Origin of the sequence: Vibrio sp. 10N.286.49.C3, assembly GCF_041469545.1 — a bacterium.
Classification (GTDB): domain Bacteria; phylum Pseudomonadota; class Gammaproteobacteria; order Enterobacterales; family Vibrionaceae; genus Vibrio; species Vibrio tasmaniensis_A.
In genome coordinates this window covers 94,331-109,601 of record NZ_JBFRKT010000054.1, presented here as the reverse complement: position 1 = coordinate 109,601, position 15,271 = coordinate 94,331, and the positions used below count along the sequence as shown (strand labels likewise).

Annotated in this window: 24 protein-coding genes and 1 pseudogene; 1 reads left to right on the top strand and 24 read right to left on the bottom strand. The window is 42.0% G+C overall.

From position 1 onward, the window contains the following. Positions 1-11 precede the first annotated feature (11 nt). From AB4180_RS19535 to AB4180_RS19425, 23 genes and pseudogenes are all read right to left on the bottom strand, one after another. Positions 12-527 (bottom strand): adenylate kinase, encoded by a 516-nt coding sequence (locus tag AB4180_RS19535; RefSeq protein WP_017097409.1) that lies wholly within the window; start codon positions 525-527, stop codon positions 12-14. 266 nt (positions 528-793) lie between these two features. Further along, positions 794-1,252, bottom strand: a complete 459-nt coding sequence (locus AB4180_RS19530; RefSeq protein WP_102248896.1) for a DUF302 domain-containing protein — start codon at positions 1,250-1,252, stop codon at positions 794-796. A 181-nt stretch (positions 1,253-1,433) separates the two neighbouring features. Beyond that, entirely contained in the window at positions 1,434-1,691 is a 258-nt protein-coding gene (locus tag AB4180_RS19525) for a hypothetical protein (protein ID WP_009846818.1), read from the bottom strand. Positions 1,692-1,879: 188 nt separating this feature from the next. After that, positions 1,880-2,272, bottom strand: a complete 393-nt coding sequence (locus AB4180_RS19520) for a hypothetical protein (RefSeq protein ID WP_102248895.1) — start codon at positions 2,270-2,272, stop codon at positions 1,880-1,882. A 121-nt stretch (positions 2,273-2,393) separates the two neighbouring features. Further along, positions 2,394-2,975 (bottom strand): HD domain-containing protein, encoded by a 582-nt coding sequence (locus tag AB4180_RS19515; protein WP_102248894.1) that lies wholly within the window; start codon positions 2,973-2,975, stop codon positions 2,394-2,396. Positions 2,976-3,028: 53 nt separating this feature from the next. Next, on the bottom strand, positions 3,029-3,445 hold the full coding sequence (locus AB4180_RS19510; RefSeq protein ID WP_017061801.1) for a VOC family protein: 417 nt from the start codon (positions 3,443-3,445) through the stop codon (positions 3,029-3,031). Positions 3,446-3,555: 110 nt separating this feature from the next. Further along, complete coding sequence (locus AB4180_RS19505; RefSeq protein ID WP_012604019.1) at positions 3,556-4,170, bottom strand: LysE family translocator; 615 nt, start codon at positions 4,168-4,170, stop codon at positions 3,556-3,558. A 49-nt stretch (positions 4,171-4,219) separates the two neighbouring features. Further along, positions 4,220-4,690: a GNAT family N-acetyltransferase gene (locus AB4180_RS19500; protein ID WP_102248893.1), complete on the bottom strand. Its 471-nt coding sequence runs from the start codon at positions 4,688-4,690 to the stop codon at positions 4,220-4,222. Positions 4,691-4,726: 36 nt separating this feature from the next. Then, positions 4,727-5,083, bottom strand: a complete 357-nt coding sequence (locus AB4180_RS19495) for a hypothetical protein (protein ID WP_009846824.1) — start codon at positions 5,081-5,083, stop codon at positions 4,727-4,729. Positions 5,084-5,172: 89 nt separating this feature from the next. Next, positions 5,173-5,607 (bottom strand): GNAT family N-acetyltransferase, encoded by a 435-nt coding sequence (locus tag AB4180_RS19490; protein ID WP_017078753.1) that lies wholly within the window; start codon positions 5,605-5,607, stop codon positions 5,173-5,175. A gap of 77 nt (positions 5,608-5,684) precedes the next feature. Further along, positions 5,685-6,092 (bottom strand): VOC family protein, encoded by a 408-nt coding sequence (locus AB4180_RS19485; RefSeq protein ID WP_102248892.1) that lies wholly within the window; start codon positions 6,090-6,092, stop codon positions 5,685-5,687. Between the two features lie 49 nt (positions 6,093-6,141). Further along, positions 6,142-6,554, bottom strand: a pseudogene (locus AB4180_RS19480) (nucleotide triphosphate diphosphatase NUDT15). A 138-nt stretch (positions 6,555-6,692) separates the two neighbouring features. Beyond that, positions 6,693-7,250, bottom strand: coding sequence for a nucleotidyltransferase family protein (locus tag AB4180_RS19475; RefSeq protein ID WP_065678030.1), 558 nt, complete (start codon positions 7,248-7,250; stop codon positions 6,693-6,695). A gap of 39 nt (positions 7,251-7,289) precedes the next feature. Then, positions 7,290-8,135 (bottom strand): MBL fold metallo-hydrolase, encoded by an 846-nt coding sequence (locus tag AB4180_RS19470; RefSeq protein ID WP_102248906.1) that lies wholly within the window; start codon positions 8,133-8,135, stop codon positions 7,290-7,292. An 18-nt stretch (positions 8,136-8,153) separates the two neighbouring features. Beyond that, complete coding sequence (locus tag AB4180_RS19465; protein WP_102248891.1) at positions 8,154-8,642, bottom strand: GNAT family N-acetyltransferase; 489 nt, start codon at positions 8,640-8,642, stop codon at positions 8,154-8,156. A gap of 80 nt (positions 8,643-8,722) precedes the next feature. Next, a complete protein-coding gene (locus AB4180_RS19460; protein ID WP_102248890.1) occupies positions 8,723-9,340 on the bottom strand; it encodes an RraA family protein in 618 nt (205 codons plus the stop codon). A 263-nt stretch (positions 9,341-9,603) separates the two neighbouring features. Then, the gene (locus AB4180_RS19455; RefSeq protein ID WP_012604028.1) at positions 9,604-10,464 is read right to left on the bottom strand and encodes an NAD(P)-dependent oxidoreductase; all 861 of its coding nucleotides are present in this window, start codon (positions 10,462-10,464) and stop codon (positions 9,604-9,606) included. 118 nt (positions 10,465-10,582) lie between these two features. Then, positions 10,583-11,329: a hypothetical protein gene (locus tag AB4180_RS19450; protein WP_017061792.1), complete on the bottom strand. Its 747-nt coding sequence runs from the start codon at positions 11,327-11,329 to the stop codon at positions 10,583-10,585. Positions 11,330-11,651: 322 nt separating this feature from the next. Further along, positions 11,652-11,903, bottom strand: a complete 252-nt coding sequence (locus AB4180_RS19445) for a hypothetical protein (RefSeq protein WP_009846834.1) — start codon at positions 11,901-11,903, stop codon at positions 11,652-11,654. A 228-nt stretch (positions 11,904-12,131) separates the two neighbouring features. Beyond that, on the bottom strand, positions 12,132-12,545 hold the full coding sequence (locus tag AB4180_RS19440) for a GFA family protein (protein WP_102248889.1): 414 nt from the start codon (positions 12,543-12,545) through the stop codon (positions 12,132-12,134). Positions 12,546-12,851: 306 nt separating this feature from the next. Further along, the gene (locus tag AB4180_RS19435) at positions 12,852-13,226 is read right to left on the bottom strand and encodes a VOC family protein (RefSeq protein WP_102248888.1); all 375 of its coding nucleotides are present in this window, start codon (positions 13,224-13,226) and stop codon (positions 12,852-12,854) included. Positions 13,227-13,291: 65 nt separating this feature from the next. Then, entirely contained in the window at positions 13,292-14,017 is a 726-nt protein-coding gene (locus AB4180_RS19430) for a pseudouridine synthase (RefSeq protein ID WP_102248887.1), read from the bottom strand. Next, the gene (locus AB4180_RS19425; RefSeq protein ID WP_012604036.1) at positions 13,990-14,151 is read right to left on the bottom strand and encodes a hypothetical protein; all 162 of its coding nucleotides are present in this window, start codon (positions 14,149-14,151) and stop codon (positions 13,990-13,992) included. The genes AB4180_RS19430 and AB4180_RS19425 overlap by 28 nt, the downstream gene beginning before the upstream one ends. 209 nt (positions 14,152-14,360) lie before the next feature. Between AB4180_RS19425 and AB4180_RS19420 the strand changes: the two genes are divergently transcribed. Continuing rightward, a complete protein-coding gene (locus tag AB4180_RS19420; RefSeq protein WP_017065706.1) occupies positions 14,361-14,762 on the top strand; it encodes a YkgJ family cysteine cluster protein in 402 nt (133 codons plus the stop codon). A 53-nt stretch (positions 14,763-14,815) separates the two neighbouring features. On the opposite strand, the gene AB4180_RS19415 is transcribed toward AB4180_RS19420, so the two are convergent. Next, a complete protein-coding gene (locus tag AB4180_RS19415) occupies positions 14,816-15,217 on the bottom strand; it encodes an NUDIX domain-containing protein (RefSeq protein ID WP_102248886.1) in 402 nt (133 codons plus the stop codon). Positions 15,218-15,271: the final 54 nt, after the last annotated feature.

Genomic DNA, 15,271 nt, shown 5'->3' with positions numbered 1-15,271 from the left:
GCTCTCGACTGTTAAGTGACGTGTTGATGAACAAAGTTATTCAATTCAGTCACGCTTCTGATGATGTAAACCTCTTTCTCTTTAGCGCGCAATTCTAACTGCGCTCTAAAGTCGTCATTCCAAAATTTAGGACACAGTTTTAGTGTCTTATAACTTTGTATCGTGCCTTTTATCACTGAGCTTCCATCAGGCCAGCCTTCAGGTTTAACAAATAAACCTTTGAGCATTCGCTTGGTTACAAACCAGTAGCTAGTTGAATAAGGAAGGTCGATATAAACCAAGGTATCAGCTGCATCTAACCGTGTGTTGAACGAGCCTAGAGGGCCAAAACCATCGATGATCCAGCTTTCAGAATTGATTATGTTGTCGTGCGCTAGGTCGAACACTTCACGCTCAACAAACTCTCCGTTGGCCTTATAAACAATAGAGTCCAACTGGTGAAGCTCTATGCCTGTAGCTAGAGCCAACGCCTTGCTGATTGTGGACTTTCCACTCCCAGGTTTGCCAAAAACCGCGACCTTTTTCATATGACTTCCTCTATTCAGATAAAACCCATAAGACAGCGACAAAAAACCCACCTTACGGGTGGGTTCGATAAACAAAGCGCATCAACAATCCCACCATTCCTATGGAATGATGATAATTCGTTGGTTAGATGACGCTAAATTCAGTTTCATAACACTACTTTTATATATTGTTGCTTAGTTGTCAATGCAGCCAAACGTTGATTGGGAAGCTATATCATCGTCAAGTCGCACCCATTAATGGTCTAAATGAGTGCCTATTGGCTCGGTTATTCAGCTTTCGCCACTGTCGCTTCTGAAAGCTTGCTTAGTACACCCGATATCTTCTTAACCACTTCGTCACAGCCATTGATTGCGTGACGCTCTACCAAGTAATTAGGATCGTTGTAAGACAACCATACTTTTTTATTGGAATCTTCCGTGACTAACACCTTCTGCGGTAAGTCTATCGCGACATCTTGAGCGCATTGCATTAATGTTGTCCCTACTTTTGGGTTACCAAAGATGATGACTTCCGTTGGTCTCAAGTCAAGATCAACCTTACTCGCATTTTTCTGATGGTCGATTCTCGCAAACAAGGTCAATCCTTTGCTTTTGGCGATTTCTTCAAAGCGGTCAGCGGTCTCTTTCACTGAGTAATTACTTTGATATTTAATCAAACCATCAGAAGCCGTAGCTGAAAATGATGCCGAGAGTAAAATGGCGCATAGTGGTAGTAATTTTTTCATCGTCACCTCTGAGATTTAACCTAATCAAACTTACATTCGTAGCGCCACTTCTAAAATCAGCGACGTAACCCATGTCAGTATAGACACGTTTCCATTCTCAATTTGCAGAGAGGATCACTTTTCTAATGCGTCTTATTATCCGCAGTTGAGATAGGAATTGTTTCAAAAGCTAAACACATGATCAGTGCCACGACTTAGTCCCACACTTTTCACACTGGTATTCGTAATCACTGTCGACATAAAAACCGGGAACATTATGGTCACCTTTAAACAATAACGTCATCAGGTACTCCATCAACACGCCTAGTTTCCATTGTTTCTTTTCAGATTCAGCTTCCGCTTTAGATTGAGCATCGGAAGCGTTAACAGCAAGGTGCGGGGTAAGTGCGTTGCACTGCTCACAGTGATAAGGGTGTTTAATATATTTATTATCAAGCATTTATATAAGCCATCTAACATTTATAAAGTTGATGAATACTAACAACTTATCACTCGGTTCTCGAACTCATTGTTGTCCTTTAGAGTTTTATTAGAAAGAAATGAGACACGAGATAATACCATGTGCCATGTATCTACTTTTATTGGCATTGCGCAGAACAAAAAGAGTAACCGTGTATCGTTTGAAATTTAGTTAAGCGCTTTAATTAGAACCGTGTATTTCCACAGGTTTGCTTCATCTTCTCCGAGCTCGATACTTGCTTCTCCACCCTCTTTATCAAGAATAAAAACAGGCATCTGTCCGCTAGACTCTCCATTTTCATAATCGCATGACATTTTGGCTTCCAGAAGAATAGCGTTAGCTTCATGCTTAGAAAGAACACCCGAATAAATGCATTCTTCAGTTTGAGATGAGACTTCCTGTCCGAAAGAGTCGAACTTAAAGGTTGGGAAGTTGAGTTTTGATTCAGAATCCTCGACAGTGATCGACACTTGGTAATCGATAGCTTCAATATTGTTATCGGTTGCAAATACACAACCGGAAACGCCAAGTAACAATACAGCTAAAGCAGTGGTTTTCATGTGGTTCTTATTCCTTCAACAATGGGCTTGCTACTCTGAAGTAACACTATGAATTCCCGGGTTTAATTTAAACGTTGTTAGGTGAAACTTGTTTGCCATTACTTGGCAAGATAGCTAACTTTTACTTTAACAACCCTTTGTCCGCAGCACCTTCAAGTTGCACTTCTAGTTCTTTCCATAGAGCACGACTGCCTTTAGAGATACGCTCGCCATTAAAGGTCAGTACTTTGTCTTTGGATATGTTGTGCTTCTTCCAGCTGTGACCATCACCATGGATGTTATGAAGCAAAGGCGGTACTCTATCGATCGCCTTACCAAACCTGGCTTCCGGTGACTCACCCGCTTCAAACTCAAGCCATAGCTCCAAGTACTCAGTTCTTGAGTGGCTCGGTAATGAATTCAGCAAGCGCTCGACACAGTTTCGCTCTTTAAGCTTATTTTCTTCGGTCTCACTGGCATAAATGATAGTGTCTCCGGCATCGATTTCCCCAAGGTCATGAATCAACAGCATCTTCATCACTCGCGTAATATCGATTTCTTCATTGGCGTAATCTTTCAACATAAGTGCGCTCAAGCAGACGTGCCAGCTGTGTTCGGCGGAGTTTTCATAGCGATCCAATCCAACCGGTTTTGTTTGTCGATGAACGTCCTTTAATTGTTCAATTTCGACCATGAATTGCAGAATGCCTTTGATTTCTTCCACGATGAGCTTCCTTTAATTGAGCTTGAGCAACACACGAATGAGCCTTAGCTTATTTACCTGTTAGCCATAGGGTGTTCAGGGTTTAACTGAAGGAGATCCCACAAGTTACCGTAAAGATCTTCAAACACAGCAACGGTACCGTAACCTTGCTCTTTAGGCTCTCGGACAAAGTTAATGCCCAAAGACGTCATGCGTTCGTAATCACGCCAGAAATCATCGGTGTTTAAGAATAGGAATACGCGTCCACCAGCTTGGTTGCCGATGAAATCAAGTTGCTCTGGCTTGGAAGCTCTAGCAAGTAACAGGCTCACACCGGTTGAATTTGGTGGAGCAACAACAACCCAGCGTTTATCTTCTTCTGGTAAATACGTGTCTTCGATGAGATCAAACTTAAGCTTGTTTACATAAAAATCAAGCGCTTCATCGTAGTCTTTTACCACGAGTGCAATGTGGACAATATTCTGTTTCATAACATACCTTGTTGGGGTTTTAGCTACGTGGAATGATGCCATGAAGCAGGCAAAGACACTAGGTGTTAACACTTAGTTTGGTGTTATGGTTAAAACAGTCCTAAGAGTACTCATGTTTTAGTTGCTAGCAAAGCACCGCAAGTCGCCAAAAAGCCACCTGATAACCTGTTCAATAGCATCTTTGCTGAGCGCCCTTGAAATACAAAACGAGCTTTAGAGGCAGTGCAAGCATAGAGACTCAATACTCCACCTACAGCTACAGTTGAAATCACCAAAATCATCATCACATCTGTTGTGGTAAATGTTTTTAGGTCTATGAATGCGGGAAAGAAACCCATGTAAAACAAAATCGCCTTTGGGTTTGAAACTGTCATCAATAAGCCGATAGTCACGCTTGAGGCTTTCGTTCCTTGCTCCGAAGATGTACTCGATGATTCACTAACATCTGACGTCCATGTTGTGTAAGCCAACCAAAACAAATAGGTAACGCCTACATATTTAATTACCGTAGCAAATTCACCCATTGCGCTAGCTAAAGCTGATAAACCAGACAAAGCTAAGAATATAAAAATGTAATCCGCGATTAGTACGCCAAGCACCACTAACAAGCCTTGTTTCCAACCAAAGCTTAGAGACCTCGACAGAACTGCGAGAACGCTGGGTCCCGGTATGGCTGCAGATAGTAACATCGCAACAAATAGAGCTATTCCTGATGTAATTGACATGATCCCTCCCTAGATCGTTTGTCGTTCAACAATTAACCTATTTATGTGACTAAACGATTTGACCGCGCATGATAAATTGCGGGCCTGCTGCGCCACCTAGATACTGTTGATTGGTATCTTCGAAGCCGCCTTTCTGATAACAGTTAAATGCTGCGGGATTTTTGCAATTCACAGTTAAGTAAATCGACTCATACGCTGAGTAATTCGCTTTTAAATATGGAAACAAAGCTTTGACCGTGCCAGTTCCTAAACCTTTACCTTGCTGGTTTTTATCAAGCACAAAAGCTCTTAAGCCAATACTTCCTTCAGGGCAGAATTCGTAGTGCTCTGCGTAAGCGATATCCAGCTTAAAAAAACCCACAACTTCGTTATCAGACTTAATCACGTGCAAGTGCGTCGTTTCACTGCCGTCTAATAAAAACTCTGCAGCTGTACCAGCGAACTTAACCTGTTCATCGGCGAGTTGGATGGCCTGAACTAACGCCACATGTGATTCTTGAAGCCTTTCAATAGTTATCATTGTTGTTCCTTCTGTATAACACGCACGAAAAACCGACTAGAGCTCATCGCTAGTGTCTCGAGAACCGTAGTTTGGGAAGTTGATATTAAGAACGTTATCATCCTCAAGTGTGAATAGAACGCTTCCATTCTCGACACCAGTTTCGTTCCTATCTGAACAACCTAGAAACAGCTCCCAATCAAACGAATATTGAAGGCGGTATTGATTCGCATTGATGTGTAGAACGTCTTTGATTTTAATACCGTCCACCACGTGTGCCATATCATCTATGTATGACAGGTCTGGGATTAACTTTTCTTCGAAATCACTCTTATGCTCGGTTAAGAAATTGAGCAGCTCAGAACATAACTCGGAGCCTTGAATCAATGGTTTAGACAGACTAAAAAACAACATTTCTAAATACTCCAAGGATTGTTTTGATATTGGGAAGATGCGCGCGAACCTGTTACAAATTAACGCTCAGCCAACACTAACCTTTAAGGCTAAACGTTACTATTATCCGAGCTATTAAACGAGTACATTCGAACTTCATCTCGAGGAAACCAGCCCAATTTTTCGTAAAACTGTTGAGCGTTGATGTTGTCGTTATAGACAAACAAGTGGGTCTTCGGGATGCCTAACCCTGCAAGTGCGTTGACCGCCTCTGCGACAAGCTTACAACCTAACTTTTGTCCTCTAAAGTTGGCCGAGACAGCTAAATGTTGTAAATACCCACGACGTCCATCCGTTCCTACTAACACAGCGCCAATGATCTCGTTGTTACTTTCAGCCACAAAACTCAGACCAGGGTTACGATCTAAATAGCTCGCAATGCTTTCTTTCGAATCGGCATCGCGAATACTCATGCCTTCTGTCTGGCACCACAACGCGATCACTGAGTCGTAGTCTGAAATTGCCATTTCCCGAATGTTGACCACTCTACTCTCCTTGTTTATGCGGGTATTTAGTTAGCCGTGTTTCTCATAAGAATTGAATAGCCAATAAAGTTTATGTGTTAAAGAATATCTTGGCAGAACCTAAAAAGATAACCGTCTGGAGTTTGAACGATGAACTGCTTCTGAGTCGCGATCGAGTCCCCACATTGATAAGACTTTGATTCTAAGGCTAGATAAATAGAATCAGCGGCACTTTCGTTAACTCTCTGATATAGAGGTTCGATATCGATAACATCCCATTGGAAGTTAACACCACGCCCTAACGGAAACTCCAGATCACCTGAAAGCCATTTTCGACTTTTGCCCGCAATCCCTTCAAGCATCACATCAACACCATCAAGCGTTAGATAAGTAAACTCTTCATCTGGGCGCTCGTATTTCACTTCAAACCCTAACACGTCGACAAAGAAGGATTTGCTCACATTAATATCGAAACAATAAAGCTCTGGAACTACTCGTAATGTCATCATTGATCCTTTAGTCATTCAATTAGAGATATGAGGAGAATCTGTTTTACTAAGCCAGCTTCCCAAGGATGACCGAATCGCTCAACAGATTCGTCAGAGGAAGAAACAATGGCTCAGGTAACTCATCTAGCTTAAACCATTTCCATTGCTTACATTTATCAGGTTCTGTTACCTCTGGTTCGCCGCTAGCATCAGAAGCAACAACAAACAGCGTTATATAGTGCTTGTTCTCTTTCTCAAAAATATCATTGGTAAAAGTCAGCTTCTCAAATGCATTAACAACTAAGCCTGTCTCTTCGAATGTTTCGCGCTTGGCACACCTTCAATGCTCTCACCCCATTCAAGGTGTCCGCCCGGCGTAGCCCAAGTATGAGCCCCGTGAGAACCAATTCGCTCTCCAAGTAACACTCGGCCTTCGCGGAGAATAACCGCAGCGACACCTACTCTTACTTCCTGACTCACTTAAAACTCCTTAATTCTTACCAAGGGACAAACGTACAGCTAAATGACTAACAATGCTGAGATTGCTTTCAAACTTACCACTGACCCCAAACCGAGTTAAATACCAAATGTTGAGAATCATCTCGCAAACTCTATCGTTCAATCCCAAGGGAGTACGTTAACTTGCTGCCATCGAACCTTATATCCAGTGGTCATTTTATTGTAATTTGATTGAGTCATTGCTCGCTTATTCGGTTTAATCAGCATATCAAACGCGTCTTCCACACCGTATGGAGCAAACAAATTTATATCGCCTGAATCATCCAGAGTAAACCCAATAGCAAACGCAGAAAGCCAAGACTCGATACCTTGCTCAACACGTTCGTATGGCTGAATGGCGCAACCAAACTTCTTAGCGTAACGCTCATGGATGATCGCTTGGTTCTTTACATCCACGTCGACACGATGGCTTAACCGCGAACGAATGCGGTTTTTGAACTCACCTTCGGTGATAGCTGAGGTACTATTGAAATAGACAACATCGAAGTCTTTAACTTGCTCTAGAAGCGGTTTGTTTTCAATATCATTCCAGATTATTTGAGTGATAGCACCGCCGGCAATATAAAAGTTTGGTAAGCCGACTTCATGACATGCTTTCGCTGTTTCGATTAGCTCTGGAACTTGTTGAATGAGGTTCTTTAGTTTTTGTTTATTCATCGTGACCTAACTAACATCAAGCTGAGTTTTTTACCAATGTTACACATGAATACATCGACCTGTCGGCATTGCCTCAAGACGCTCGCCTAATACGTCTTTCAACAGGCCATAAGCTTTCTTGCCTGTGCAGTGCCCTGTGAACAGTTTATCGATGGGATATTGAGACAACGTCAACCCAAGCTCTCTAATCTCTTGCTTCGTTCCGCCAATACTATTGAATAATGGTAACCCCACAAGATGGAACCCTCCGACAACGGCTTTTATTCTCTCTTCTGGGAACAAAGTAACGGCTGTATCAACCATATTGAGAACGCCACTATGAGCACAACCGGTGAATATAACTAAACCGTCTTTCTCTTTAATCACCAACAGTAATTCATGATCAAATGAGTCGCGCTCCTGTCGATTCTTCGACTGTGTATAAAGGTATTTATTACCCTTAGGTTGTTCGTGTTTCACGCTAATATCTGTGATAGCAAAGACATTTGAGGCGATCTCAGTCGTACGATTAACGAAGACTAACCGCTCGTTGCTGTTTTCTAGTAAGTCCGGATTGATCCCGACATCACTTTTGAAACCGAAAGCCCGGAAATGATAGCTTTTCTGTTCGCAATTTTTCAGAAACACTTTGGCTTTAGAGTTATGAGCAACAAAATCAGCGGTGCCATTACAATGATCATGATGCCTGTGTGATATGACAGCGAGGTCTACATCTTTGATATCAATACCCAGTAATGGTGCGTTTTGACAAAACGTATCGCCACTTCCCATATCGAACAAGATCTTTAGCGATTCAGTTTCAATATGCAGTGATAGTCCGCACTCAACGGCTAAATCTTTCCTGTTATCCAATCGAGAGTTGTCAACCAGCGTCGTTATTTTCATAGTTCCCTTTTGATTCATTTACGAATCGCACATTGCCAAACGGAAATAAGGTCTTTGACCATCCATTCGCTCAACCTCTGCACCCAACCTTTTGTAGAAATCATGCGCTTTCTTATTATGTGGACTTGCCGTCCATGAGATGTGAGAGGCATATGATGACTCCGCTTGTGACTTTAAAGCCAACATAAGTTCACGGCCATACCCTTTTGATCTTTGATTTCCTGTTACCAATAGGTCGTCAAGCCAGATTGATGGCTCTCCACTGAAGGATGAATATCGATAGTGATACAGTGCGAAGCCAAAAGGCTCACAATTCCGTTCCAATATTAATGCATGGGCAAATGCGTAATCACCGAATAATGTGCGTTCGATTTTCTCTATAGTTGTCGAGATTTCACCACTAAACCCTTTCATACTCCGGTCAAAGTCAGCTTTTTGTTCAATAAACTCTAACAAGACACTTGAGTCTTCTTTCGTCGCAGTCCGTACGATCACTCTCTTCTCCATGGATGAATTTATTCGTTGTCGCCTAACGCCTGTTAATTTATGACAAATGCCACGTGTTACAAATCAGCTTGCTGCACCAATTAAGTTTTTTGTTTCGCAGACGTTATTGCTTGGGCTATTTTAGCCCTATGACTCGTTTCCCACTCAGCGAGTGTTAATGAAGCTTCGTCACTTGCTTTCTTTGAAGCCATTAGAAACACTTCGTCTTTTCTTGATTTAGGAATAACGACAATACCCTCTGCATCAGCAACAATGATATCTCCCGTAGACACCTTTGCTCCCCCGCAAGTGATTGGAGCACCCAATTCAGAATAGACCTCTTTCTTTCCCGGTACTGGATGAACACCTTTCGCAAAAACTGGAAACTTCATATCTGAAATTTCACTCAAATCTCGAATGACACCATCAATAATAAAACCTTTGATACCTCGACTCTTAGCGACTGCGCAGACATTACCACCAGCTACTGCATATTCGCTATCAACTCCATCCACTACAATGATGGAACCTTCTGGTGCTTCGTATATTGCAGAATGAAGCATTAAATTATCACCAGACGTTAACTGGACAGTAAACGCCTCTCCAAAAATTCTGGGCATTCCCAGCCAAAGAGGACCAATATTAAAGTTAATAAAGTGGTCGTTACTTAGTATGTTTCCGTAATCGGTTGTCGCTAATTTAGAAAAATCTGACTGCATATTTTCACTCCATGTTTGAACTAATCCTCACGCCAAACAAAGGTGTGACGCACGCTTGTCATTCAATGATATAGAGCTAACTCAAAGATAACGTTGACCTCGGACTCAGCTCTACAAAAAGATCTATTCCTGCGACTCGGTAGCTTCATATCTGTTACGAAAGGAAATTATTGTGACGCTACCGATTAACTTAAGTACAGACGCCGGAGAGACTAAACTCAACTAAAAGTAACTAGGGTTGGTAATTAGAAATAAGCACTCAACTATATGTAATTTTCAATATATTCACTAATTGACTCAGTAGCCTCAAACGAAGAACTAATTGGTAATTTTAGATTCAGTTGTTCAATACCAACGGCCATAGAGCCATTTTCTGACTCAAACTCTTCCCAACGGACCTTTCTTACTTTTGTTACAGCTTTTGCAGCTAGTAAGAGTCGAGCGAACTCTGCAGGACTATAGCCTTGCGTCTCAGCAATAAAATGCTGCTTTTCTAAGGTTCGGCCTTGCGCCAAAAGTAGATAGAACTTCGCAATGTCGTAGACATGAACATATTGGTTATAGCCTATAGACGGCACACCTACTTGAATCGTTTGGCTAGCGAAAGGTTCTACAATTCGTTTTAGCTGACAATCCTCACCGCCATAAACCAAACTAGGACAGTAGACGACGTGCCACCTGTTTCTAATAGCGCTATGTATCGTTTCTACGTCTAATCTAACGGCGTCTAAGGGTTTCAGTCTAAACTGTCTCAAATCAGCGCTAGATGCGTTGCCAAAAAGCCAAACACCTGATGTATGTATCTTTGTTGCGCCTTTAGCGGCAAGTAGGTCTAACTCAGAGAGCAATTTCTGCTCCACATCGGCTATTTCATGTGCGGAGAATTGTGACCAATGTGGACGCGCACAATTCACAACCACGTCAAAGAAGCCTTCAAAGTCAGCTCTATCTTCTATTAACCCAACTATAGGAGGTGTGACGACTTTGTCTCTACCGTATGTAAAAACTTCAAAGCCACTTTTTGTGAATAGCGATGTAACGTGACGACCAATGTATCCACTAGCCCCCGCAATTAAAACTTTCGTTATTCCCTTATTCTCTCCATTACACATAACCAATGACATGCATCTCCCTTTGAAGAAACATTCTTCAATATACGATCAGCCAATACACTCTTAGCATTTATGTGTTGATCAAGCTAACAAGCCCCTTTGATTCCAAAAAGTATTGTGTGGTGAGTAGTTAGATATCAACCTTTTCTGTGAGCCTTGCTTTCAATTTTATGCCCAACTTAATGTGGGCTTTGGGTTGAACCATTGGCTCTAAGCCAAACTGCTTTCTTGTATTATTCAATAACAAAGGCGGTAACTTTTCTTCACAGTACATGGCGTATTTTTCAAAGTACAGCCTCGAGTATGCACCATCAGCGATATCAAAAGGTTCATCAAGTTGAAGTCGCTTGTGTTTAACCCAACCTTCGAGTGAGTACCAACATGATAGATATAAAGGCCCCCAAAGATTCAGAAAATGCTTTTTTGATACCAAATCATGAGTAGCAAAGTACCCCATTCTCTGCAACGCGACACTTACAGCTTGAGCTGCTTGTAATTCTTCTTTGCTCCATGTCGATACATAATCCACACTAACGTCACTAGTTACCTGACTATAAGGCTCTCTTTTGTGAGCGTCTGTCACCAACCTAATCGCAGGTTTTAATGCTGACATCTCTTCCATCGCCCAATTCAACAATTCGGCGTTACGACTTCGGGTCGATTCCTCAATAGATTTCGAACCTTGTTTCAGTCCAACCAGTAAGACGAAAGTTAAAATAACCATGACCATGTCCATTACACCGGAGACACCACTCCAATCAAACTCATGGAGCTTTACTGTCACTTCTTTTGAAATGTCTATTGCTGATGAAATTGTTAGAAATAAAGACGCAACAAACACCGATAGTAAGACAATGTTTAATATTATTTTTCTCATAACCTTCGTCCAAAAATTTTGTATATCAAATCAATACTTTGCTAAATAGTAACCTAAGTAATTACCAACATTAAGTAACTCTTTTTACCAGTCAAAAACCGTACGTAGTTGATGCCAAAAATGGTGAGCTATACTTATAAGAGAACATGGTTCACTCAGATAAGCATAATTGGATAGACGAGTTATCGCCGCTTTAAGTGGCTGACATAGCAACCACCTAACCTCAACCATTGTACCGAAAACACTAAAGTTGATTCGAACTGGAAATGCCAATCGTTTAGCATCATGCTGATATAGATAATAAGCGCTTGTTATGTGCTTTCTATTGAGGGCTATCTCCTGGGTTATCACGATACCAGGCTTCGAGCAGTTCCCGACCATAGATAACTTCTGTTTGCATATGCATATAAAGAAGGAATACAGCCAATAGAAAACTAACGCCGTTCAACCACCTTAATGCTTGTTTACGCTCTGCATCATAGAAAAACATACTGACACCAACAAGGCAGAAAGGATAACAACCTATAAGAAGTAACAACCAGCCAAGGTAGCTTGATATTGCCATATCTGTCATTTCTGCCCCCCTAAGAGCCGTTAGAAAACTCAGTGTACTTTAGAGTAACCATTCAACTATTAGCAGTTCACACAATCGAGTTTCGAGTCACTTCAAATTGGGGGTTGATGCTGGGACGTTAAGCGTGAGCAACACCTAACCGAAACCATTACACTGCAAACACAAAACTCGACGCAACTGAAAATACCGAGTGTTGGGAATTAGTCTTAAGCCAACAAAAACTAAGTGCTACTCTCCACTTTCAAAGTGGGCAAATACTTCTGCACCAGTCATATTTTGTGTTTCATTTTTAAATTCGTAGTATTCGGGCTTTTCATCGATGAATATCTGATGAGTTAACTTGTAGTCATCCCCAGACATCAATAAACCGACAGGAAGGTGATACTGATTATTTGGCACCAGAAAGTAAAACAAGTGAGTACCACATTTACCGCAGAACCCTCTCTCAGCCCAATCGGATGACTTATATCTCACTACATTTGATTCACCTGATATTTTGACAGAATCAGCGCAATCAATGGCTAACATCGGACCGCCCGACCAATTTCTACACATACTACAATGACAAGCCCCCAATTCATTACTGGCGTACTCTACTTCCAACTCAACCGAGCCACATAGGCACTTTCCTTTACCTTTCATAAATCCTCCAATCTTTGCAATGTGTGTAAAATGAATAGCAGATAACGCTTTTTATACCGATGACTTAATAAGAAAGGCTATTTTTGATTTCCCTTCTCCGACAGATACGCGGCATACTTTTTAGAGATCCATTTATGAATATGAAGCCCTGTTTTACGAACAAGATACCAATCTATAGCAACTAAAATCACCAAACCGATTACAGTTCCCATTATAAAACCTCCATGCTCATTGAATTGTCACTCTAGCAAATAGGACAGAAAAGCACCGTGAACCTAGACATACTATCAATGCAAGTTGGATGAATCAGCTCGACCTGATGTTTTCAGCCATACGCCACAACACACCACTTGGGTCGGTGATACAAAACTCAAGCATTCCCCAAGGCTGTTCAACAACCTCGGAAACGGTAACTTCAAATTCCGACACTACATTAGAGTTTTGGATGTGTTGATACCAACTTTTTACGTCTTCAACCAGCAAGTGCATCATGTAATTGTGACAGTGCGCAGGTTCATAAAAGTTTTGCAGAAGGAACGCACAACCGCCGTGTCGTAGATAGGCGATATCGTGAAATTCAGACATCAGCTCGAAGCCGATTGACTGGTAAAAACGCTTGGATAAATCGAAGTCTTTCGCGGGTACGAAAGACTTAATTTCTGAGACTTTGAGGTTTTCCATCCTATATCCTTATAGTGTTGATATTCTGGTGCTGACACGCTTAACGCTTTAAGTGGTTACAGCGTTTATTCAGAGTCTTGCTGAAATGAGTCAACTTCGGCTTTAGTTAGATAACGCCACTGGCCTGCTTCAACATCCAAACGAACATCACCAATCTGTTCACGGTGAAGGCCAACAACTCGGTTTCCTACCGCAGCAAACATTCGTTTTACTTGATGAAACTTGCCTTCTGTAATGGTCAAGAGCACTTCTTTCGAGCTTACCACTTCTAGCTCTGCTGGGCGCGTTGGGGTTTTCTCGCCTTGCAACTGAACACCCGCCTTGAATTTATCTGCGACATCGTCTTTGATATCTCGTGACAATGTCACGCGATACACCTTCTTACATGACTTGGTTGGCAGCGTGATATTGAATGACCATCGCCCATCATCGGTAATTAAGACTAAGCCTGTAGTGTCTGCATCTAAGCGCCCTGCGATGTGCAGTTCAGACGCTTTCTCTAACTCTAGGTAATTGAAAAGCGATGGGTACACTTCGTCGATATTAGAACAGATGGTGCCCGCAGGCTTGTGCATTAAGATGTATCTAAACTCTCGTAGCGTTAATGCATCACCATTAAGCAGGATAGCGTTACTTTCATGAACCTGAGTAGACTCGTCTAGCACAACCACGCTGTTCACACTCACCTCACCGTTTTGGATTCGCTGAACGGCTTCGAGTTTTGTTAGTTCTGTGCTTTTACAAAGGTATTTATCAAGGCGCATTAATCGTCTGCGCCACATTTCGCACAAGGCTTATAGGTACGTTCTCCTTGAGCAATCACCACATAGTCTCGAACGCAGTTATCACATAACGCCAACTTTGGGTAAGCGTCTTTCTGTTTCTTTGCGTTAATGTCGCCTTCGGTGGTGTATACGGTTCTCATTTTGATGCCTTTGCTTGAATAACGTGAGAGGCGCAAATTGTATCACTGTTTACATCTTGGATTGGAGTGGTGGTTCATAGATAAATTGATTTTAAGTACCGCTATTCCAAGTTCCCGCCCCGTAACGGCTTAACCATGAACAACAAAATCAACGTGCCACGCCTATCAGTGGTAAAATGATAAAAGCTCACCAACTTATGAAGTCGATAATGAAAGATTGTAATCAATGCGGAAAATGCTGTATCAAATACGGAGATGGCGACCTTGCCGCGACTCAAGAAGAGATTGATTTGTGGGAGTTGTTCAACCCAGACATCTTTGAGTATGTCCGAGGAAGCGAGATCTGGTTCGACCCTGAATCTGGTGAACGTTTAACTCGCTGCCCTTTTCTGGAACTAGTTCCGACGAAAGACACCAAGGCTCAAGCCAAGTACACATGCAGCATCTACTTAGACCGACCAGAAGATTGCAGACACTATCCAAGCCTGATTAATGAGATGGTACGAGATGAGTGTGAAATGATTGAGGTGGTGGATTTACAAGACACGAAGAAAGCTCAAAGGAAACTCGACCTGTTGATGAAAGACAGCCGCCCTTCAAGCTATTCGTAAGCGATGATCTTTTGAAGATCAATCTTCAGCGTTAGCTAATAGCCGCTAAAACCTTAAGCCAAATACTGGTTTGCTTCTAACCAATCAAGCGCAACCAGTGCTGCCAATGAACATACCGCTCTGTCGTTGCCATCAACAAACTTAAGCTCTTCGATTTCGGCATCTGGAGACAGTTCGCCAGTATAATCAGCAAGATAGCAAGTCAATTGCACTGATACGCCTTCCGCTTTGCCATCAGCTTGGCCTGTAAACGTCTCAACGTATTTGATTGAATCAGGCATTAAATCTACTGAGATCTCTTCTTTTATTTCGCGAACCAGTGCTTGCTCGTCACTTTCCCCTGCTTCGCGCTTTCCGCCCGGCAAGTAGAACAGCTCTTTGCCTTTTGATCTCACCATCAGCAACTTGCCATCTTCAATGAATATCCAAGCGAGCTTATCAATTACCTTATTCATGTTCTTAAACCTTGTTATTGTGTTTATTATTTTGGTTAGCACAACGTATCGCGC

Excerpts from the sequence above, each read along its gene's own strand:
- AB4180_RS19450 (WP_017061792.1), bottom strand. The coding sequence starts at position 11,329 with ATGAGAAAAATAATATTAAACATTGTCTTACTATCGGTGTTTGTTGCG.
- AB4180_RS19485 (WP_102248892.1), bottom strand. The coding sequence starts at position 6,092 with ATGACATTACGAGTAGTTCCAGAGCTTTATTGTTTCGATATTAATGTG.
- AB4180_RS19475 (WP_065678030.1), bottom strand. The coding sequence starts at position 7,250 with ATGAATAAACAAAAACTAAAGAACCTCATTCAACAAGTTCCAGAGCTA.
- AB4180_RS19465 (WP_102248891.1), bottom strand. The coding sequence starts at position 8,642 with ATGGAGAAGAGAGTGATCGTACGGACTGCGACGAAAGAAGACTCAAGT.
- AB4180_RS19500 (WP_102248893.1), bottom strand. The coding sequence starts at position 4,690 with ATGATAACTATTGAAAGGCTTCAAGAATCACATGTGGCGTTAGTTCAG.
- AB4180_RS19445 (WP_009846834.1), bottom strand. The coding sequence starts at position 11,903 with ATGACAGATATGGCAATATCAAGCTACCTTGGCTGGTTGTTACTTCTT.
- AB4180_RS19435 (WP_102248888.1), bottom strand. The coding sequence starts at position 13,226 with ATGGAAAACCTCAAAGTCTCAGAAATTAAGTCTTTCGTACCCGCGAAA.
- AB4180_RS19470 (WP_102248906.1), bottom strand. The coding sequence starts at position 8,135 with ATGAAAATAACGACGCTGGTTGACAACTCTCGATTGGATAACAGGAAA.
- AB4180_RS19425 (WP_012604036.1), bottom strand. The coding sequence starts at position 14,151 with ATGAGAACCGTATACACCACCGAAGGCGACATTAACGCAAAGAAACAG.
- AB4180_RS19535 (WP_017097409.1), bottom strand. The coding sequence starts at position 527 with ATGAAAAAGGTCGCGGTTTTTGGCAAACCTGGGAGTGGAAAGTCCACA.
- AB4180_RS19415 (WP_102248886.1), bottom strand. The coding sequence starts at position 15,217 with ATGAATAAGGTAATTGATAAGCTCGCTTGGATATTCATTGAAGATGGC.
- AB4180_RS19505 (WP_012604019.1), bottom strand. The coding sequence starts at position 4,170 with ATGTCAATTACATCAGGAATAGCTCTATTTGTTGCGATGTTACTATCT.
- AB4180_RS19455 (WP_012604028.1), bottom strand. The coding sequence starts at position 10,464 with ATGTCATTGGTTATGTGTAATGGAGAGAATAAGGGAATAACGAAAGTT.
- AB4180_RS19530 (WP_102248896.1), bottom strand. The coding sequence starts at position 1,252 with ATGAAAAAATTACTACCACTATGCGCCATTTTACTCTCGGCATCATTT.
- AB4180_RS19440 (WP_102248889.1), bottom strand. The coding sequence starts at position 12,545 with ATGAAAGGTAAAGGAAAGTGCCTATGTGGCTCGGTTGAGTTGGAAGTA.
- AB4180_RS19510 (WP_017061801.1), bottom strand. The coding sequence starts at position 3,445 with ATGAAACAGAATATTGTCCACATTGCACTCGTGGTAAAAGACTACGAT.
- AB4180_RS19460 (WP_102248890.1), bottom strand. The coding sequence starts at position 9,340 with ATGCAGTCAGATTTTTCTAAATTAGCGACAACCGATTACGGAAACATA.
- AB4180_RS19525 (WP_009846818.1), bottom strand. The coding sequence starts at position 1,691 with ATGCTTGATAATAAATATATTAAACACCCTTATCACTGTGAGCAGTGC.
- AB4180_RS19520 (WP_102248895.1), bottom strand. The coding sequence starts at position 2,272 with ATGAAAACCACTGCTTTAGCTGTATTGTTACTTGGCGTTTCCGGTTGT.
- AB4180_RS19495 (WP_009846824.1), bottom strand. The coding sequence starts at position 5,083 with ATGTTGTTTTTTAGTCTGTCTAAACCATTGATTCAAGGCTCCGAGTTA.
- AB4180_RS19420 (WP_017065706.1), top strand. The coding sequence starts at position 14,361 with ATGAAAGATTGTAATCAATGCGGAAAATGCTGTATCAAATACGGAGAT.